This window comes from Kitasatospora sp. NPDC056138 (assembly GCF_042264695.1).
Taxonomy (GTDB): Bacteria; Actinomycetota; Actinomycetes; order Streptomycetales; family Streptomycetaceae; genus Kitasatospora.
Genome location: NZ_JBHJVK010000042.1, coordinates 38970 through 58757 on the forward strand (window position 1 = coordinate 38970; position 19788 = coordinate 58757).

Here is a 19788-nt window from a genome sequence, read left to right on the forward strand (position 1 = left end):
CGGGCCGGCGACGGGTATCAGCTGACAGGTGTCAGAGGCAGAGGATGGTGCTGGCGGTGCTCACGGTGCAGTTGAGCACGCTCAGGGTGCTCGGCGCGGTCTCCTCGACGGGGGCCTCGGGTGCTTCCAGGGCCTGCAGGTCCAGAATCTCCATGGTTTCCTCCTGTGTGCGGACGGGATTTCTCCCGGCGGGGGTCGCCGGGGGTCTGTTGGGCCGGTCAGGGCGCGGAGGCCGGACCGGGGCGCCCGATGGGCGCGGTCCACGGCAGGAACGGGGTTCCGGCCATGGTGGTGCCGAGGGCGAGCAGGACGCCGGCCGAGCCGGTGGCCAGGTCGGCCGACAGCCTGAGCAACTGCTCGCCGGGGAAGGCGAGTTGACCTCGGTAGGAGATCTGGTGCCAGCTCAGCAGCTTGCGGTGGCGGTCGGCGTGGGCGGCGCAGCGGGCGCGGTCGCCGGTGTTGCGGAGCAGTCCGAGGTGGCCGATCAGGCCGGCCCGCCCGTTGAAGAGTCCGGGCTGGATGATGAACTCGGGCTCTGCGGCGCGGATCAGCGCGGGTGCGCGGCCGCGCAGGGCGGAGTCCGGGCGGTGGGTCAGCAGCTGGTCCAGGACCAGGCCGATGCCGGCGCTGCCGCCCTCCAGGTAGGGCAGGACCCGCAGGCCGTCCCGCACCTGGACGGTGCCGTCGGCCGCGAGGACGCAGCGCTCCAGGTCGTGGGCGAGGGTGGCCTCCGCCCGGTCCAGCAGCCGGATGTCGCCGGTGTGCTCGTACAGCCGCAGCAGGGCGAGCGCCGCTCCGGTGGGGCCGCTCAGCAGGCCGGGTTCGGCTGCGGCGATCCCTGGTACGGCACCGGTCAGGGTGTCGGCGGCGGCCTCGGCGAGGGCGACGGCCCGCTCCAGCAGTGCGGGGTCGGCGGCGGCCTCGGCGAAGTGCAGCAGGGTGAGGGCGATGCCGGCCCGCCCCTGGCCGAGGCCCGCCTGTCCATGGACGGGGTCGGTGCCGGTCGGCCGGTCGGGCCCGCTGGTCAGCCGGTCCAGCAGGTCGAGGGCGGCGGTGCGGGCCCCGAGCAGGTCCAGGGTGTAGGCGACGCCGTGGCTCCCGGTGTACAGGCCGGGCCGTACGGGGCTTCGCCCGGCGGCCGCGGTGAGCCAGTCCAGGTGCTCCGGGTCGATCCGGCATCCGGTGGCGTCGAGGGCGTAGAGGACGCCGGCCGCGCCGTAGGCGAGTCCGAGCGAGTCGTGGGTGAACTGGGCGACGTCGCCGGGGAACAGCCGGTCGGCGCGGTCCGGGGTCGCGGTGGCGGCGATCCCGGCGGCCAGTGAGCTGCGGATGGCCTTCCAGTCGGGGACGTCCGCGGTGAGCAGTGCGGTGAGTTCGGCGCGGTGGTGGCCGATCTCCTCGTAGCCGGGCAGCGACGGCTCCCGCCGGACGAGGTGGGCGCGGATCGGGGCGGTGTAGCCGTCCGGGAGGGGGAAGCGGCGTTCCACCACGTCGATGAGCTCGTCGGTCTTGCCGGGGTCGAGTGCCAGCAGCTGCTGGAGCGGCAGCAGCAGCCACAGCCGCAGGGCCGCCAGGGCGTGCTGGTCCAGCTCGACTCCGGTGCGGCCGGCCGGGGCGGCGAATCCGGCGGCGCCGAGCGCAGGACGGACGAACTCATCGATGGGGCTGGCGAGTTCGAAGTCGATGAAGACGACGGAGCCGTCCGGGCGGAGCATCAGGTTGCGCGGGTGCAGGTCGCCGAAGACCACGCCCCGGGCGTGGATCGCGGCGAGCCCGCGTTCCACCTGGTCGAGGATGTCGAGGGCCCGGCGGACGTAGTCGGTGACGACGGCCTCGTCCGGGTCCGGGTGGACCAGGGGGTAGTTCTGCACCAGCCACTCGTTCAGGGTGGCGCCCTCGACGTACTCCTGGACCAGGAAGTGGTGTTCCCAGGAGGTCAGCCGGCCGTGCAGCGCGGGCACGGCGGGGATGCCGGCGAGCCGGGTGAGGATGTCGTACTCGTGCCCCAGCCGGGTGACGGCGTCGGTCCCCCGCTGGTCGAGACCGGCGTGCGGGCGGGCCTCCTTGAGGACGACCGGTGTCCCGTCCGAGCGGTCGTGGGCCAGGTAGATGCCGCCCGCGTTGGAGAAGTGCAGGGCCCGCTCGACCCGGTAGGGCAGGGCCGTGCCGCCACCGGCCCTGCGAGCGGTCAGGGCGGGCCGGAGGAAGTCGGGGACGGGCGCCCAGGACGGCACCTCGAAGACGGCGGCGCGGACGTCGGGCACCAGCCGGCCCTCGGGATCGGCGAGCGCCGGGACCTGCTCCCCGGTGTCGGCGCGGCACCAGCGTTCGGTGAACGCGCCGTACCTGAGGTAGAGCGGGCCGTCCTCCCAGCGCAGGTCGCTCAGGATGTACGGGCCCGGCTCCCCGGCCAGTTCGGCCCCGAGCTCGGTGAGGCAGCGCCGCAGGCCGTCCTCGTCCAGGGGGTACAGCGTGCAGAACTTCCCACTGCCGCCCCGGTTGGCGTACTTGGAGTTCTGGACCTGGAGGATCGGCAGGCTGCGCAGGTACTTGAACGGCATGCCGACCCGCTGACAGTACGAGCGGACCGTGTCGAGCACCCGCTCGGCGTTGTCCAGGCAGGCGGAGACGTGGACCTTCCAGCCCTGGTCGGGCAGTCCGGCCCCGGCCGGCTGGACCACGACCCAGATGTCCCGGTCCTGCCGGACCCAGCCGGGCGGCAGGGGCTCGGTCACGGCCGCGAACTCCTCATGGGCGGCCCACCGGACTGGCGAGTCGTAGAAGAGCGGGTCGGCGTAGGAATACGCCTCGTACCGCATGTCCACCACAGATCTCCTCGGTCGCGAGTCGCGCTCCGGTCGTCGCACGGCTCTCGGACAGTCTCGGGCCGACAGCCACCGGAACGGAGGCCGGCCGCTGATCCGAGAGGTGACGGGACGTCAAAAACGATTCATGTGGCGTTACTCGGCGCAACGCCTTGTTCACGCAACGGAGCCTAGGGCGGCCCGGGCAGGGCGTGCCAGGCTTTCCGGGGCTTTGGCCGGATGCCGTTCACTCCGGGGCGCGGGGCGGCGCGGCAGCGGTCGGCGGATGCGCGCCGCACCCGCCCCGGCGTACGCGTGTCCGTACACGCGGGCTTGTGCCCGCCCTGCCAGGGACTGTTCGTACCTGGAATAGGTGTACGACCCGTTCGTTCACCCTCGTACACCGTTCCGGCCGGGCTCCCCGCAGGTCCCACCCGTCCCGGTGTCCCCCCGCGACACCCGGGCACACGGCCCGCGCCGACGCCCGGGTGGCTTGTTCCGCACCCTGACGGGGCGTCCGGAGGGACAGCGCGGCGAAGCCGCCCGGGACGCACTACGGCGGGCGGCGGCCGACGGGCGGCAGACAGAGCCACAGCGGGCGGCGGTACGGCGGGCAGAGCCACAGCGGGCGGCTTCGCCGGACAGAGCCACAGCAGCCGGCGGTACAGCGGGCAACGGGCAACGGGCAACGGGCAACGGGCAACGGGCAACGAAACGGCCCGGGAGCCCTCGTACTCACCCGGCCGGGCATACCGGTGGGGCGAGTGCGAGGGCTCCCGGGCCCGGTGGACGAATCGCTCAGTGGGTCCCGGCCGTCGCCCGGAACCTCAGTCCGGCGTCGTGCCCGGCGTCGTCGAAGAACAGGCCACGGTCGCCGCCGAGCTGCTCCCGCAGTACCGCCAGGGACCGCATGCTGCGCGACTTCACCATCGACGGGCTGAGCGAGAGGATCTCTGCGGTCGTCTCGACGCTGTGGTCCTCCCAGTAGCGCAGCAGGAGGATGGCGCGGTCGCGCGGGGCCAGCCGTCCCAGCGCGTCCAGCAGCGTCAGCCGCACGGCCGTGGGGTCGCTGTCGGCGGTCCGGTCCGGCAGCTGCTCGACGGTGAGCTCACTGCTGCTGCGCAGGCGGCGATGGTCCAGCAAGGTGTTCAGCAACACCTTGCGGGCGTAGTGGAACGGGTCGTCGGGGCCCTTGCGGCCGATCCGGTTCCAGGCGACGTACATCTTGGTGAGCGTGCTCTGAGTGAGGTCCTGGGCGAGGTGCCAGTCACGGCACATCAGATAGGCGATCTGCCGCAGCCGCACGACGTTGGCCTCGGCGAAGGCTATGTACTCCTGCTCACCACGCATGAGCTTTCCCCCGTTCCGACCGGCTCACCGGCCTGAAAACGATACTGGCGCCACGGCCCGTCGATGACACGGGGGGCCGTGGCGCTGCTGGTCGGTCACTGTGCGGCGGTCATTCGTGGGGACGGGCTCCCGGTACCGGGTACCGCCCCCAGCCGCCGCAGGGTCACAACAAGGCCGGCAGGTCCGGGAACCGGGCGGCACCGGCCAGGACCGTCGTGCGCTCCAGACGCGTGCCGACGGCCGGGTTCTCGGCGATCGCGATGGCCTGCTCCACCGTCAGGGCCTGCACACCGGGTCTGTTGCGGTCGTCCTGGGAGTCCAGGCAGCTGCCGATGTCGATCTGCACCACCGTGCCGTCACCCCGGTCGGCCAGCACCCCCGTGCTCTGCACGCAGTTGCCCTCCATGTGGTAGACCTGCACGATCCGACCGGCGGCGTCGGTCACGCACTTCGACGTGCCCCCGTCGCAGACCATCCGCCCCGCGATGGGGTGCACGCTCAGCCTGATCATCCCGGTGCCGGCCGCCGTGGTCAGGTACGTCTGCACCAGCGGTTCGTCGCCCCCGTTCCCCGCGTAGTGGCTGGTCTGGCCGGGAGGCAGCAGGCTCAGCAGTTGCTGCAGCAGGCCGGGCGCCGTCGCCGGGACCTTCCCGTCATCCGGCGGAGTACCCGGGACACCGGTGCGCGAGGACGCCGGGCTGACGGTCGGTGACGCTCCGGACGTCGGCGGGAGAGCCGTGGACGGCGCAGCGGACGGTGCGGCTGCCGAGGCGGCACCGGAGGACTGCGGGACGGCCGGGGCGCCGCTCCCCGCAGCCGCGTCGAGCCGGGCCGGCCCGCCACCGGCGGCCGGCCCCTTGTTGGTCACCACGCCCAGCAGGACCGCCACGACGGCGATCGCAGTGGCCGACCCCGCGACGGCGGTCCACATCCGCACCCTGCGAGTGCGCCGCCCGGCACGCGCGGCCTCCTCGATCATCCCGCCCAGGAGGGGCGGTGGCGGTTCGAGCGACAGTTCGTCGCTCAGGACCTCACGGAAATCGTCCATCTCACTCCCCACTCACAACCCGCTGCCCCTGCGGTCAGCGGTCCGGCCGACCCGCTCGGCTACGGGCCCCGAACCCAAGGACGGGTCGGGCGGCCGATCCGGTCGCACCTGAACGGGAGAATTTTCGCCGTGCCCCCGACCGGCGCCCCGGCGGCCGGGCCACAGAGGCGGTGTGTCAGGGAGTTGATCCTGCATGCGGTGCGACGGCCCGGTCGGTGACGGACCCGGTGACACGGCGGTCCGCCGGCTCCCTCCCCCGGGGTCGACGGACCGGACCCGTACTGCGGGCCTGCTACGACCGGTCGTACCAGGAGTACACGGCGCGGCCGTTGGGCAGGGTGAAGACCTGGTCCCGGGCGACCACCCGGTTGTCGGTCCCCGTGCAGTCGGTGGTCGACCAGACGATCACGGCGGTGTCGAGCCGGTTTCGACGGTCAGCGGTGCGCCGGGGTGGACGATGCAGCGATGGCTCGGCGCCTTGTCGTAGGCATCGCCGTCGAGCAGCAGAAGTCCGGTCGCGGCGCCGGCCGGAGCCGGATGCCCGAAACCCCCTGCCCCACCCGGAGCGGGCAGGAGCAGGGGGCCGTTTCGCACTGCCGCCGTTCACACGGCCGACGTCATGTCAGGGCAGGTAGTACATCGGGTTCGGGATCTTGTAGGTCTTCTCCGCGTGACCGCCCGACAGGTCGCTGTACTGGTCGCCGAAGTTGGCGACGATCTGGTAGCCCAGGCTCTCGATGTGCGCCCGGGTACCCGACTTGTACTCGATCGTCGTGCAGGTCTTGCCGCAGGGCAGGTACGACGGCGGGGTCACCGGGTTCTTCAGGTACAGGTGCTCCTGGTCGGCGGCCGGGAACCCGACGGCGGCGAGGTTGGCCGCCGTCGCCGAACGCTGGGTCTCGGGACGCCCGGTGACGAAGAAGACGGTGTAGCCCTGCTTCTTCGCCCAGGTCGCCAGCGTGTTCATCCCGAACACGGCCGGCATGGTCTTGGTGGCGATGTACTGCGCGTTGCTGGCCGGGTTGTAGACGAAGGTCGTCTCCAACTCGTAGTTGTACGTCGACAGCGAGGTGTCGTCGACGTCGAGCACGATCGCCTTCTTGCCGCTGCGGTCGTGCCGTATCTTGCTCTCCAGGTACTTCTGCGCCTTGGTCTCGATCGACTTGACCTGCGCGGCGTAGTTGCTGTTCGGCGAGGCCCAGTGCTCGCCGTTGGCGTCCACCGTGTCGCCGTAGTACGCCTTGATCTTGCTGACCTCGTCGGTCATGTTGGTGATCTGCCGGTCGCTCTTCGGCGCCGACGAGTCGGCGACCGCGAAGCCGCCGCCGGCCACCGCCCCGCCCACGACCACGCCGACCGCGAGGACGGCGAGCTTCTGGGAACGGCTTCTGAGGGTGTTTCCGACCATCTGAGTACTGCTCCTTCTACCCCCGAGCGGGTGGGCGCGGTTCGCCCGTCGCCGCTCTTCCGGGTACGGTGCCCCAGACCGTACTGGCGGGTAACAGAGCCGGTCAAGGGCACTCTATGCGCGTCGTCTACGCGCGGTGCCGAGCACCGGGAGACGTGAAGGATCCTGCACCCCGGAAGGCGGGACCGCGACCGCCGGGTGTGCGGCCGGTGAACGGAGCGACGACCCCTCCGGACCCCGGGGAGCACCGCCGGCACACCGCCCGGCCGGCGCCCCGGGTGCCGGCACTCCGGCGCCCCACCTACGCCGACCTGCACCGACCCCCGCCGGATGGCGGGCCACTCCGCCAACCGTCCACGACCGTGGACGAGTTGGCGATCCGATCGGTCTGACATGAACCCGCCGCTCGGCGGGTTCTGATGAAATATCAGGTTACCGTACAGTAAATGCACAGTTAATCGCTTCCCAAAGGATCACATCTTGCTCCGCCATCAGCCCCGACGCCTTCGCCGACTCACCGGGACGGTCCTGGCCGGTGCCGCCATCTTCGGCGCAGTACCCGCCGCCGCCGGCCCCGCCTTCGCGGACACCGCCCGGCCCGCGAGCGGTACGGCCGCCCGGACTGCGACCCCGCACCTGGACTCCGTCGAGGGGACGCTGCGTCAGGTCTCCCCCGGCCTGGAGGGTTCGGTCTGGCAGCGCACCAGCGGCAACGCCCTCGACGCCCCGGCCGGCGACCCGGGCGGCTGGCTGCTGCAGACCCCCGGCTGCTGGGGCGACGCCAACTGCACCGACCGGCCCGGGACTCGGGCCCTGCTGGCCAAGATGACCGAGAACATCGCCGGGGCGACCCGTACCGTCGACATCTCGACCCTCGCCCCGTTCCCGAACGGCGCGTTCGAGGACGCGATCGTCGCCGGCCTCAAGGCGGCGGCGGCTTCCGGGAACAAGCTCCAGGTGCGCATCCTGGTCGGGGCCGCGCCGCTGTACAACATCAACGTCCTGCCGACCTCCTACCGCGACGAGCTGGTGCGCAGGCTCGGCAGCGCGGCGCCGGACATCACGCTGACGGTGGCCTCGATGACCGCCTCGAAGACCGCCTTCTCCTGGAACCACTCCAAGCTCCTGGTGGTCGACGGCCGGAGCGTGGTCACCGGCGGCATCAACGGCTGGAAGGACGACTACATCGACACCACCCACCCGGTGTCCGACGTCGACCTCGCGCTGACCGGTCCCGCCGCCGGCTCGGCCGGCCGCTACCTGGACACGCTGTGGACCTGGACCTGCCGGAACACCGGGGTCCTCTCGGCCGCCTGGTTCGCCTCCTCCAACGGCGCCGCCTGCATGCCCACCATGGAGCAGGACCGCAACCCCTCCGCCGCGCCCGCCACCGGCAACACCCCGGTGATCGCCGTCGGCGGCCTGGGCGTCGGCATCCGTGACAAGGACCCGCTGTCCACCTACCGGCCCGCTCCGACGGCCGGCGGCGACACCACCTGCGGCCCCATCAACCTGCACGACAACACCAACGGCGACCGGGACTACGAGACCGTCAACCCGGAGGAGAACGCCCTGCGGGCCCTGGTCGCCAGTGCCGACAGCCACGTCGAGATCTCCCAGCAGGACGTGAACGGCACCTGCCCGCCGCTCCCCCGCTACGACGTCCGCCTCTACGACACCCTCGCCGCCAAGCTGGCCGCCGGGGTCAAGGTGCGCATCGTGGTCAGCGACCCGGCCAACCGGGGCGCGGTCGGCAGCGGCGGCTACTCGCAGATCAAGTCCCTGTCGGAGATCAGCGACACCCTGCTGGCCCGGCTCGGCAAGCTGAACGGCGGTTCGGCCCAGGCGGCGAAGACCACCATGTGCCAGAACCTCCAGCTGGCCTCGTTCCGCGCCGCGCCCGGCACCACCTGGGCCGACGGCAAGCCCTTCGCCCTGCACCACAAGCTGGTCTCGGTCGACGGTTCCGCCTTCTACATCGGCTCCAAGAACCTCTACCCGGCCTGGCTGCAGGACTTCGGTTACATCGTCGAGGACCCGACCGCCGCCGCCCAGCTCGACGCCCAGCTGCTGAGCCCCGAGTGGAAGTTCTCCCAGGACGCCGCCACCGTGGACTACGCCCGGGGTCTGTGCAAGGGCTGACCTCCACCCGCCGGCCCAACCGCCGCGAGGGGCGCGGTAGTCCGTGCGCGACCAGCCCACGGACCGCCGCGCCCCTCGCGGCCACCCGCACTCGCCCGGAGCGGTCGACCGGAGCGGTCGACCGGAGCACTCGCCCGGATCCGACACCCCGCACTCGCACCGGAGTCGCGTGCTCACACCGGAGTCCGGCACTCGCACCGAGTCCCGCGCCACCGACCGGCCGGGCGCCCTGGCGGACCCGACCGCACCGCCCCGTGGGTTCCGTTCACCGGACGGTGAGCGGGTTCACTGGACGGTGAGCGGGCGGTCGGTCGGGGCGACGGGTGCCGGCAGGGCGGTGGAGCCGGTCAGGTAGCGGTCGACGGCGGCGGCCACCGAACGTCCCTCGGCGATCGCCCAGACGATCAGGGACTGCCCGCGCCCGGCGTCACCCGCCACGAACACACCGTCCGTGCCGGTCGCGAAGGCGCCGTCACGGGCGAGGTTCCCGGCGGGGTCCAGGCCCAGGCCGAGCTGGTCGACCAGGCCGCTGCCGTGCTCCGGGCCGGAGAAGCCGAGCGCGAGCAGCACCAGATCGGCCGCGATCACCCGCTCGGTGCCCGGTCGGGGCCGCCGGTCCCCCGGTTCGGCCTCGGCCAGGCACACCGCCCGGACCCGCCCCCCGGCACCCTCGAACCGTACGGTGGTGGCGGCGAACTCGCGCGGGTCGCCCGGCTCGGCGGCCAGCTCCTGCGCCTCCTCGTGCGAGGTCGTGACCCGGTACACCTTCGGATGCACCGGCCACGGCTGGCCCTCCGCGCGCAGTTCGGGCGGACGCGGGTTGATGTCCAACTGCCGTATTTCCGAAGCATGTTGGCGCAATGCCGTACCCACGCAGTCGGCTGCGGTGTCGCCGCCCCCGACGATGACCACCCGTCGGCCCTCGGCCGAGACCGCCGGTCCGCCGTCACCGGCCACCGCCCGGTTGGCCTGCGGCAGGTACTCCATCGCCTGGTGGATGCCGGCGAGTTCACGTCCTGGTACGGCGAGTTCGCGACTGGCGGTGGCGCCGACCGCGAGCACCAGCGCGTCGTAGCGCGCCCGCAGGTCGTCGGCGCGCAGCTCGCGGCCGACCGCGACACCGGTACGGAACCTGGTGCCCTCGGTCCGCATCTGTTCGATCCGGCGGTCGAGGCGGTGCTTCTCCAGCCGGAAGTCCGGGATGCCGTAGCGGAGCAGTCCGCCGATCCGGTCCGACCGCTCGTAGACGGTGGTGGTGTGCCCGGCACGGGTCAGCTGCTGCGCGGCGGCCAGCCCGGCGGGACCGGAGCCGACCACCGCGACGGTGCAGCCGGAGAGCCGCTCCGGCGGCTGCGGCTGCTCGTAACCCGACTCCCAGGCGCGGTCGGCGATTTCCAGCTCGACGTTCTTGATCGTGACGGCCTCCGAGTCGATGGCCAGCACACAGGCGCTCTCGCAGGGCGCCGGGCAGAGCCGTCCGGTGAACTCGGGGAAGTTGTTGGTCGCGTGCAGCCGGGCGCTCGCGGCGTGCCACTCGTCTGCCGCGACCAGGGTGTTCCACTCCGGGATCAGGTTCCCGAGCGGGCAGGCGCTGTGGCAGAACGGGATGCCGCAGTCCATGCAGCGGGCTGCCTGCCCGCCGATGATCGGCAGCAGCGCCCGCTCGCGGTAGACCTCCGCCCAGTCCTGGACGCGCTCGGGCACCGCCCGCCGTGCACGGTGCCGGCGGGGGTTGTTCAGGAATGCCTTCGGATCGCCCATCGGTCGCCTCCAGCGCCTGCGCGACGACACCGGACCGGCAAGGCCGCCCACCCCTCCCGCGGGCGCGGGGACGACATGCGGCACCGTGTCGCCACGGTACGCCCGCACGGGTCGGACGGGAAACCGTGGCACCGGCGGGACTCCCGGGCCCTCGCCCCGCGCGGGCCCGCATCAGGCGGCGGACGCGCACTTCGCGGGCTCGCGCGCACCACCGCGCAGCCGGCGGAGCCCCGCAGTCGGCTAGCGCGCCGGGTCCGGCGCCGTACGCGGCCAGGGGCGGCGCTCCTCCAGCTCCGCCGCCAGCGCGAGCAGGCGCTGCTCGCCCCCGGGCGGTGCCACCAGCTGCACCGAGAGCGGCAGGGCCCCGGCGAAGTCGGGGTGGTGTCCGGCGGGCAGCGCGAGCGCGGGCCAGCGGGCGAGGTTCCAGGGGTGACTGAAGGGTGCGTACCGGGCGTTGGACAGCACGTTGCCGAGCCAGCCGCGGGTGTGCCAGCGGTACGCGGGCGGCGCGGGCCGCGCGAGGGTGGGCGTGACCAGCACGTCGTACTGCGCGAAGAACCGGTCCAACTGCGTCTGCCAGTTGCTGCGCTGGCTCTGGCGGACGAGTCCGGCCCGGGTGACCGCCCGGCCCAGGGCGGCATGGCGCCGGGTCCTGGGGTTGAGCAGCTGCGGGTGGAGTCCCCGCGCGTCGTCGGCCGTTCCGGCCAGCCAGCGGCCGACGGACGCGGCACCCAGCCACCACGGGTAGGACACCTCGGCCCGGGTGACCCGGTGCCCGGCCTCGGCGAGATGCCGGCCGGTGTCGCGGACGGCGGCGACCAGCTGCGGGGCGACCTGGATCCCGGCGGTGGGGCAGCGGACGGAGAGGGCGATCCGCAGCGGACCGTCCTCGGCGTGTGCGGCCGGCCCCGGGCCGACCCCGGGCTCCTCGCCCGCGAGGACCGCCAGCATCAGCCGGGCGTCGGCGGCGCAGGTGGCGATCGGGCCGTTCTCCGACATGCCGGACCAGCCGTCGTGGCCGAGGTCGGCCGGCACCAGGCCGTGGCCGGGTTTGAGGCCCAGCACCCCGCAGTTGGCGGAGGGGATGCGGATCGAGCCCATGCCGTCGTTCCCGACCGCGATCGGCACCATCGCGGCGGCCACCGCGGCGGCGCTGCCGCCGGAGGAACCGCCGGAGCTCCGGGAGAGGTCCCACGGGCTGCGGGTGGTGCCGAACACACTGTCGGTGGTACCGAACACACAGAGTTCGGGGACCGCGGTGAGGCCGACGACCACGGCTCCGGCGGCCCGCAGGCGGCGGACGGTCTCGTGGTCGGCGGGCGCCGGTGTGTCGGGGGTCGCGGCCGAGCCGTTCCTGGTCGCCTCACCCGCCACCGGCAGGTTGTCCTTGACGGCGACCGGGACACCCGCCAGCGGCAGCGACGCCAGGTCGTCCCGGTCGGCGAGCCGGTCGGCCGCGGCAAGCGCCTGCTCGGCGAGGACCTTGCGGAACGCCCCGACCCGGGGTTCCACCCGCTCGATCCTGGCCAGGTGCTCGGCCACCACCTGACGAGGCGTCACCTCACCGCGCCGCACCGCCCCGGCGATCTCCCCGGCCGTACGCCCGACCCAGTCCGCCACCAGCAGCTCCCCTGCTCCGCCCGGTCCGCGACGCCCGGAGGGGCGCCCGGCAGCAACCTACCGAGCGCCCCTCGGGCAGACAAGACCGGCTCCTTGCCGGGGCCGCGGGCCCCGCCCCGCACCGGCCCGGCCCGAGTCCCGCCGGCTCCGGTCAGAGTGCGAAGGCCACCCCGGTCACCCGCTCGGACTCGGCCCACAGCCACCGCCCGAGCCGGGTGTCGTGCGCCTTCTGCCGGAAGGCGACCACTCCGGGAGCTCCGCGCAGTTCGCCGAGGCCCAGCGGTCCGTAGTAGCTGCCGCCGATCGCGTACGGGTCGGTGGCCGCGCGCAGCACGGGCAGCGCCCCGCGCTCGGCGCGCTGGCCGATCAGCCGGGTGCCCCAGGAGGTGGGAGCGGACAGGATGCTGCCGCCGGCCAGGCTCGGGCCCTTGTCCCCGATCTCGGTGGCGGAGAAGCCCGGGTGGGCGCCGATGCTGGTGACGGCGAGCCGGGCCGCCGTGAGCCGGCGCTGGAGTTCCAGGACGAACACGGCGTTGGCGAGCTTGGACGCGCCGTACGCCTGCCAGGCCCGGTAGCCGTGCTCGGACTGGAGGTCGCCGAAGTCGATCCGGCCGGTGCGGTGGGCCAGACTGCTGACCGTCACCACCCGGCTGTCCGGCCGCTCGGTGAGCAGCGGCAGCAGGTGTCCGGTGAGCGCGAAGTGGCCGAAGTGGTTGGTGCCGATCTGGAGTTCCAGGCCCTGGGCGGTCGTCTGCCGGCTCGGGACGGCCATCACTCCGGCGTTGTTGACCAGCAGGTCGAGGCCGTCGAGGGCGCCGGTGGCCCGCTCGGCCGCGCTCCGCACCGAGTCCAGGTCGGCCAGGTCGACCTGGAGCAGTTCGATCCGGCCGTCCGGGACCAAGGCCCGCAGGCGGGCCAGCGCCGCTTCGCCCTTCGCCGGGTTCCGGGCACCGAGGAGCACCCGGCAGCCGCGGGCGGCCAGCCGGTGGACCTGGTGGTAGCCGATCCCGCTGTTCCCGCCGGTGACCAGGGCCGTCTTCCCGCTGAGGTCGGGGATGTCCCGCTCGTCCCACACGCTGTTCGCCATGGCCGGAGTGTATGCGAGCGCCCCGGTCCGCCAACCGGGGCCTCCCGCAGGGGCGTTGGCTGCCGGTCCGGTGCCGCCCGGCCCGCAGCGCGGGCGGGCGGAGGCCGGTGGCCGGGCGGCCGGGTGGCCGGCGATGTCCACGGCCGGTGCGCGCAGTCCGGCGACCCGGCTCTCGGCCCCTTCAGCCCGCTCGCCCGGTGCGCGGTCGGTGGCCCCGGCGGGCCGGCCGACGAGCGTGCGGGCCCCGGGTGGAGCCAGGGGAGGGTGGAGGACGGCCGGCCGGGACGGCGTCCGGAGTGCGCGTCACTCCGCCTCCTCCGCGTGCCGGGCGCGGGCGACGCGCTCCGCGTGGGTGGGTCCGGCCGGGACCTCGATCGGCCGATTCTTCGCGAACTCCTTGCGCAGCACGGGCACGACCTCCTCGCCGAGCAGGTCGAGCTGCTCCAGCACGGTCTTCAGCGGCAGTCCGGCGTGGTCCATCAGGAAGAGCTGGCGCTGGTAGTCGCCGAAGGACTCGCGGAACGTCAGGGTCTTCTCGATGACCTCCTGCGGGCTGCCGACGGTGAGCGGGGTCTGCTCGGTGAACTCCTCCAGCGACGGGCCGTGGCCGTAGACGGGCGCGTTGTCGAAGTAGGGGCGGAACTCCCGTACCGCGTCCTGCGAGTTGCGCCGCATGAACACCTGGCCGCCGAGGCCGACGTACGCCTGCTCGGCGGTGCCGTGGCCGTAGTGGGCGTAGCGGGTGCGGTAGAGCTCGATGAGCTTCTGGAAGTGCTCCTTGGGCCAGAAGATGTTGTTGGCGAAGAAGCCGTCGCCGTAGTAGGCGGCCTGTTCGGCGATCTCGGGGCTGCGGATGGAGCCGTGCCAGACGAACGGCGGGACGTCGTCCAGCGGGCGCGGGGTGGAGGTGAAGCCCTGCAGCGGGGTGCGGAAGCGGCCCTTCCAGTCGACCGTCTCCTGCCGCCAGAGCTGGTGCAGCAGCGCGTAGTTCTCGATGGCGAGCGGGATGCCCTGGCGGATGTCCTGGCCGAACCACGGGTAGACCGGGCCGGTGTTGCCGCGTCCGAGCATCAGGTCGACCCGGCCGTCGGCCAGGTGCTGGAGCATGGCGAAGTCCTCGGCGATCTTCACCGGGTCGTTGGTGGTGATCAGCGTCGTCGAGGTGGAGAGGATGATCCGCTCGGTGTGCGCCGCTATGTACCCGAGCATGGTGGTGGGCGAGGACGGGACGAACGGCGGGTTGTGGTGCTCACCGGTCGCGAAGACGTCCAGGCCCACCTCCTCGGCCTTGCGCGCGATGGCGACCATCGCCTTGATCCGCTCGTGCTCGGACGGGGTCCTGCCGGTGGTGGGATCGGTCGTGACGTCACCGACCGTGAAGATTCCGAACTGCACCTGAACTCACACCCTCCATGTAGTTCATATTTCAACCAGCAACTCTAACGCAGCCACCGGCGGCCCCCCTTCCCCCCGCCCCCGGGGCGGTCTCAGCCGGCCTGCGGCACCGTCCGCAGGTAAGCCCCCAGTGCGGTGATCGCCGCCGGGTTGCGCGGGCTCTCCACCAGGTCGGCGTAGCGCAGCACGAAGATCCGGTCGTTCCTGACCGCCGGCACGTCCGCCAGCGGCGGGTAGGACCTGAGGAACTCCTTCTTGGCCTCGGCACCGGTGTCGCCGTAGTCGTTGATCACGATCACCTCGGGCTTGCGCTGGACCACCGACTCCCAGCCCACGGTGGTCCAGGAGTCCGCCAGGTCGCCGAAGACGTTGGTCCCGCCGGCCTTGGCGATGATCTCGTCAGGAGCGGCGAACCGGCCGGAGGTGAACGGCTTGTCCTGGCCGCTGTCGTAGAGGAAGACGCTCGGCCGGCGGCCCGGTGCGGCCGTCCGTGCCTCGGCGACCTCGGCCTTGAAGCCCGCGATCAGTTCCTCGGCCCTGGGCCGGACGTCGAAGATCTCGCCGAGGTTGGCGAGGTCCGTGTAGAGCGCGTCCAGCGGCGGCATCACCCCGCGCGCCTTCTCCCGGCCGTTCCGGCAGGACTCGGTGAGGGTGTAGGCCGCGATGTCCAGCTTCCCGAGGGTCTCGGGGGTCAGGCCGGCGGCCTCGTCCCAGCCGTAGCTCCAGCCGCCGAAGACGAAGTCCGCCCTGGCGTCCAGGACCACCTCCTTGGTGATCCGGTCCTTGGAGAGCCACTTGGCACGCTGGTAGCCGTCGCGCCACGGGACGGCGGTCAGGTCGCCCTTCTCGTCGGGCATCGCGTAGCCGGCCATCCGGTCGGTGAGTCCCAGCGCGAACATCATCTCGGTGATGCCGATGTCGTTGGTGACGACCCGTTCGGGCTTGCGCCGGTAGGTCACCTCGCTGCCGCAGTTCTCGACCGTGACGGGGTAGTGCGCCGAGGTGTCCGCCCCCTCCGGGGCGGTGGTGGCGACCTCGGCGCCGCAGCCGGTCAGGCCGAGCGCGAGCAGGACGACGACGGTGGCGGAGCGGGTGGCGGCGGAACGCATCAGAGGGGTCCTCACGGGTGCAGACGGTCGAAGAGCAGTTGGACGGCGCCGGTCTCCGGGTGCCGTACGGGATGCGCCCGCACCCCGAACACCTCGGCCAGCAGGGCGGGTCGGAGCACCTCACCGGGCGGGCCCGAGGCGACGATCCGGCCGTGGGCGATCACGTGCAGCTCGTCGCAGTGCGCGGCGGCCAGGTTGAGGTCGTGCAGTGCGGTGAGCACGGTCAGCCCGCTGTCGCGGACCAGCGCGAGCACCTCCAACTGGTGGGCGATGTCCAGGTGGTTGGTCGGCTCGTCCAGCACCAGGACCCGCGGCTGCTGGACCAGGGCACGGGCGATCAGCACCCGCTGCTTCTCGCCGCCGGAGAGCTGCAGGAAGCCGCGCTGCGCCAGGTGCCCGGCTCCCACCCTGCCGAGCGCGGTGGCGCACAGCCCGTCGTCCCCGCCGCGGGCGAAGCCGCTGCGGTGCGGCAGGCGTCCCATCGCGACCACCTCGGCGACCGTGAAGTCGAACTCGGCCGAACTCTCCTGCGGCAGCGCGCCGACCCGGCGGGCGCCCTCGCGGGGGCTCAGGCCGTGCAGGTCCTCCCCGTCGAGCCGGACGGCGCCCGCGGCGGGCCGCAGGGCCCGGTAGACGCAGCGCAGCAGGGTGGACTTGCCGCTGCCGTTCGGTCCGACCAGGCCGAGCACCGTGCCGCTGCCGGCCCGTACGGTCACCTCGTGGACCAGCCGGGCCCCGGCGATCTCGACCGAGACGTCCTCGATGTCGACGCGCATCAGCGGCCTCCGAAGGCGTAGCTGCGGCGGCGCATCAGCAGCAGGAAGCAGGGCACGCCGAGGACGGCGGTGATCACACCGACCGGGAGTTCGGCGGGGGCGAGCAGCAGTCGGGAGATGACGTCCACCCAGACCAGCAGGACGGCTCCGGCGATCGGGGCGATCGTCAGCACCCTTCGGTGGCCGGCTCCGACCAGCATCCGCACCAGGTGCGGGACCATCAGGCCGACGAAGCCGATCGCGCCGCTGACGGCCACCACGGTGCCGGTGACGGCGGCGGTGACCAGGAAGAGCCGGCTGCGCAGCCGTCCGGCGTCCACGCCGAGGGCGGCGGCGGTCTCGTCGCCCATGGCGAGGGCGTCCAGGCGGCCCGCCGTACCGAGCAGGTAGGCGGTCCCGGCGAGCACGCAGCCGGCGGCGATCGGTACCGATCCCCAGGTGGCGCCGCCCAGGCTGCCAAGCAGCCACATCATCGCCGAGCGGGCCGCCTCGCCGCGTTCGGCGCCGAAGACCATCAGCGCGGTGACGGCGGAGAAGCCGTACGCGAGCGCCGTTCCGGTCAGCACCAGGCGCAACGGGGTGAGGCCGTGTGCGGTCCGCGCGACGGCGTGGACCAGGGCCATGGCGGCCAGGGCGGAGAGGAAGGCGGAGGCGGAGAGCGCCCAGGCCCCGAGCGAGGCGAAGGCCCCGAGCAGGAGTACGGCGTTGGCGCCGACCGAGGCGCCGGAGGAGATGCCGAGCACGAACGGATCGGCGAGAGCGTTGCGCACCATGGCCTGGACGGCCACTCCGGTGACGGCCAGTCCGGCGCCGACGGTGGCGGCGAGCACGGTCCTGGGCAGCCGGATCTCCCAGACGATGGTGTAGGCGGCGGCGTCCTCGGCCGCGATCCGGCCTCCGGTCAGCCCGGCCTGCAGGAGGTGCAGGGTCCGCCCCCAGGGGAGGTCGGCGGCGCCGAGTCCGACGCCGCAGACCAGCGAGAGCAGCAGGGCGGCGGCCAGTCCGAGGCCGAGCGGCAGGACCGGGGTACGGCGCGGCGGGGGCGAGGGCGGGGACGGCGGCGGTGCGGGTCGCGGATCGGCGGCCAGGGTGCTCACGGTGGGGCGCCTTCGGGTCGGGCCGTGTCCGTGCCGGGGGCGGCCCGGCGCCGGGGGGCGGCACGGACGCGTGCGTCCGCGCACGGTGGCGCCGTGCGGCATCCCCTCGCAGTCCACGGCGAGTTGACGGGAGGTCGTACGTCGCCGAGGGCGATCGGGCTTGCGGGGGCGGGCCCCGTCCACCGTTGCGGGTCAGCGCCGGATTCTCACCGGACTTCTCCCCCGGGACGTACCCGAAGCATAGCAAGGCTCGCCTTACCTGTAAGGAGTGGACTCCCCATGCACCCAGGACATCCTCCGGAAACCTTCACACCTTCAGGGGTAGTCCGGCGTCGTCGGGTTGTGTTCCGCCGGAACCGGGGTACACGCACCGCCGCCCGAAGCGGTACCCGAGGGACGACGGAGGCATCCCGTGGCGGAGCTCGACGGAGTCGGTCATCAGCAGCGGCGCGGCCCGTCCGGAGCGGGGGCGGCGGCCGGCGACGTCCGCACCGACGTCCCGGCCCGGCTGGACCGGCTGCCCTGGTCGTCCTGGCACTGGCGGATCGTCATCGGCCTGGGCACGGTCTGGATCCTCGACGGCCTGGAGGTGACGATCGTCGGCAACATGGCGGGGCGGCTCTCCGACCAGGGCAGCGGACTCGCCATCAGCTCCGCGCAGGTGACCACCTGGGCGGCGGCCCTGTACGTGGCGGGCGCCTGCTGCGGGGCGCTCTTCTTCGGCTGGCTCACCGACCGGCTCGGGCGCAAGAAGCTCTTCATGGTGACGCTGGCGGTGTACCTCACCGCCACCGCCGTCACCGCCTTCTCCTGGACCGCCTGGTTCTTCTTCCTCTGCCGGTTCTTCACCGGGTTCGGCATCGGCGGTGAGTACGCGGCCATCAACTCGGCGATCGAATAACTACATTCGGGCACGAACGTGGATCCGCCCAACGACCCGATGGTCCTCCACCCAAGCCGTCGATCTGGCGCGTTGCTGCTCAAGTGACCTTGGCGGTACCGGAGGCAGCCGATGTCCTCCACGCACCAGCCACGGGATCCCCGAGGTGGAGATCGTCAGGTCGGGCAGTGGATCAGCTGCCGAAGCGCAGCCGGCGGTAGCGTTCCCGCAGCTCCGGGCGGTCGGCCTTGCCGAAGTGCATGTTCAGGAGCATCTCCAGGAGAGTGCTCTCTTCTTCGTCGCTCCCCCGCCGGTACCGGTCAGGGTCGGCCTCCACCCAGGCGCTCACCGGCCGCCAGCCGTCCGTGGCCGTCTCGACGGCCACCTCGAACAAGCAGCGGGTTCTCGCTGCGGATCACGAAGAACCGGTCGCCTTCCTGACCGTGCCGGACGGCGGGAGGGTCGCACTGGCCGCGTTCACCCTGCTGTTCACCGCACACAGCGCGTGGTGCGTCGGCCTGTTCACCGCGGTGATGCACCGTGCGGCACACGGCCTCGGGCCGGGACGGCTGCGCACCGGTCTGCGGCTGGTGGTCGCCGGCGGGACGGCCGGCCTGGTCTGGGTCGCGGCGAGCCTGATGCCGCTCGTGGCCGGACTGCGAACCGGCCGGCAGGACAACGGCGAGGACGCCTTCTCCGGGCCGGTGGCGCTGCTGGCACTGGTCCTGGGGATCGGCGGTGCCACGCTCGTGGCCCTGCCCGGCCGGGTCTCCGGGCCGCTGCGCCGACTGCGTGCCCGGCGCAGTCACCGGCGGCTCGGGCCGCTCTGGACGGAGTTGCGGGCGATCCGGCCGGAGATCGTCCTTGAACCGCCCGGCTCGGGACTCCGGCTGCACGGGCGGGCGGAGTTCGCGCTCTACCGGCGGGTGATCGAGATCCGCGATGCGCAGCTCTGGCTCCGCGCCCACCAGCATCCCAAGGTGCCGCGTTGGGCGGCCGCGGCCTGCGGCGGCATGGACGACCACCGCCGGGCCGCGGTGGTCGAGGCGGCGGTGCTCGCGGCCGCGCTGGAGGCCGCCGAGGCGGGCCACCGCCGTCCGCCCGCGCCCGACGAGGCGTACGTCCCGCCGGCGGCCTTGACCGATCTGGACGCGGAGACCGACTGGCTGATCCTGGTCACCGAGGAATTCGCCGACTCCCCGGTGGTGGCCCGGATCCGTGACCGGGTGCGCCGTGAACTGACCACCGTCGGTGGGTTCGGCCGGTCCGAGTCCACCTGAACGCGCGGAACCCGGCGGATCGCCGTACCGG

15 protein-coding genes, 1 pseudogene and 1 riboswitch are annotated in these 19788 nt (G+C 73.0%); of the genes and pseudogenes, 3 read left to right on the forward strand and 13 right to left on the reverse strand.

The window, feature by feature from the left end; all coding sequences use genetic code 11:
- Positions 1-31: 31 nt before the first annotated feature.
- From ACFC1R_RS24070 to ACFC1R_RS24090, 5 genes are all read right to left on the reverse strand, one after another.
- Positions 32-154 carry a SapB/AmfS family lanthipeptide gene (locus tag ACFC1R_RS24070; protein WP_375941811.1) on the reverse strand — a complete coding sequence of 41 codons (123 nt, stop codon included), beginning with the start codon at positions 152-154 and terminating at the stop codon, positions 32-34.
- Positions 155-218: 64 nt separating this feature from the next.
- Positions 219-2819 (reverse strand): class III lanthionine synthetase LanKC, encoded by a 2601-nt coding sequence (gene lanKC / locus ACFC1R_RS24075; protein WP_375941878.1) that lies wholly within the window; start codon positions 2817-2819, stop codon positions 219-221.
- Between the two features lie 783 nt (positions 2820-3602).
- Positions 3603-4154 carry a SigE family RNA polymerase sigma factor gene (locus ACFC1R_RS24080; protein WP_375941813.1) on the reverse strand — a complete coding sequence of 184 codons (552 nt, stop codon included), beginning with the start codon at positions 4152-4154 and terminating at the stop codon, positions 3603-3605.
- A 163-nt stretch (positions 4155-4317) separates the two neighbouring features.
- Positions 4318-5202 (reverse strand): hypothetical protein, encoded by an 885-nt coding sequence (locus ACFC1R_RS24085; protein WP_375941815.1) that lies wholly within the window; start codon positions 5200-5202, stop codon positions 4318-4320.
- A gap of 622 nt (positions 5203-5824) precedes the next feature.
- Positions 5825-6610 carry an HAD family acid phosphatase gene (locus ACFC1R_RS24090; protein WP_375941817.1) on the reverse strand — a complete coding sequence of 262 codons (786 nt, stop codon included), beginning with the start codon at positions 6608-6610 and terminating at the stop codon, positions 5825-5827.
- A gap of 480 nt (positions 6611-7090) precedes the next feature.
- Between ACFC1R_RS24090 and ACFC1R_RS24095 the strand changes: the two genes are divergently transcribed.
- Positions 7091-8752, forward strand: a complete 1662-nt coding sequence (locus tag ACFC1R_RS24095; protein ID WP_375941819.1) for a phospholipase — start codon at positions 7091-7093, stop codon at positions 8750-8752.
- 285 nt (positions 8753-9037) lie between these two features.
- Here ACFC1R_RS24095 and ACFC1R_RS24100 read toward each other — a convergent pair whose 3' ends face one another.
- From ACFC1R_RS24100 to ACFC1R_RS24130, 7 genes are all read right to left on the reverse strand, one after another.
- On the reverse strand, positions 9038-10513 hold the full coding sequence (locus ACFC1R_RS24100) for a glutamate synthase subunit beta (RefSeq protein WP_375941821.1): 1476 nt from the start codon (positions 10511-10513) through the stop codon (positions 9038-9040).
- 240 nt (positions 10514-10753) lie between these two features.
- Complete coding sequence (locus ACFC1R_RS24105; protein ID WP_375941823.1) at positions 10754-12133, reverse strand: amidase; 1380 nt, start codon at positions 12131-12133, stop codon at positions 10754-10756.
- Positions 12134-12284: 151 nt separating this feature from the next.
- Positions 12285-13220, reverse strand: coding sequence for an oxidoreductase (locus ACFC1R_RS24110; RefSeq protein WP_375941825.1), 936 nt, complete (start codon positions 13218-13220; stop codon positions 12285-12287).
- A 303-nt stretch (positions 13221-13523) separates the two neighbouring features.
- Positions 13524-14615, reverse strand: coding sequence for an LLM class flavin-dependent oxidoreductase (locus tag ACFC1R_RS24115; RefSeq protein ID WP_375941827.1), 1092 nt, complete (start codon positions 14613-14615; stop codon positions 13524-13526).
- A gap of 92 nt (positions 14616-14707) precedes the next feature.
- Complete coding sequence (locus tag ACFC1R_RS24120; protein ID WP_375941829.1) at positions 14708-15724, reverse strand: ABC transporter substrate-binding protein; 1017 nt, start codon at positions 15722-15724, stop codon at positions 14708-14710.
- An 11-nt stretch (positions 15725-15735) separates the two neighbouring features.
- Entirely contained in the window at positions 15736-16500 is a 765-nt protein-coding gene (locus tag ACFC1R_RS24125) for an ABC transporter ATP-binding protein (RefSeq protein WP_375941831.1), read from the reverse strand.
- Positions 16500-17588 (reverse strand): FecCD family ABC transporter permease, encoded by a 1089-nt coding sequence (locus tag ACFC1R_RS24130; RefSeq protein WP_375941880.1) that lies wholly within the window; start codon positions 17586-17588, stop codon positions 16500-16502. The genes ACFC1R_RS24125 and ACFC1R_RS24130 overlap by 1 nt, the downstream gene beginning before the upstream one ends.
- Before the next feature lie 140 nt (positions 17589-17728).
- Positions 17729-17849, reverse strand: a riboswitch (cobalamin riboswitch).
- Positions 17850-18009: 160 nt separating this feature from the next.
- Between ACFC1R_RS24130 and ACFC1R_RS24135 the strand changes: the two are divergent.
- A pseudogene (locus ACFC1R_RS24135) lies at positions 18010-18495 on the forward strand (MFS transporter); the annotation flags it as partial.
- 175 nt (positions 18496-18670) lie between these two features.
- Here ACFC1R_RS24135 and ACFC1R_RS24140 read toward each other — a convergent pair.
- Positions 18671-18862 (reverse strand): hypothetical protein, encoded by a 192-nt coding sequence (locus tag ACFC1R_RS24140; protein ID WP_375941833.1) that lies wholly within the window; start codon positions 18860-18862, stop codon positions 18671-18673.
- On the opposite strand from ACFC1R_RS24140, the gene ACFC1R_RS24145 reads away from it, so the two are divergent.
- Positions 18843-19757: an MAB_1171c family putative transporter gene (locus tag ACFC1R_RS24145; protein ID WP_375941835.1), complete on the forward strand. Its 915-nt coding sequence runs from the start codon at positions 18843-18845 to the stop codon at positions 19755-19757. The genes ACFC1R_RS24140 and ACFC1R_RS24145 overlap by 20 nt on opposite strands.
- Positions 19758-19788: the final 31 nt, after the last annotated feature.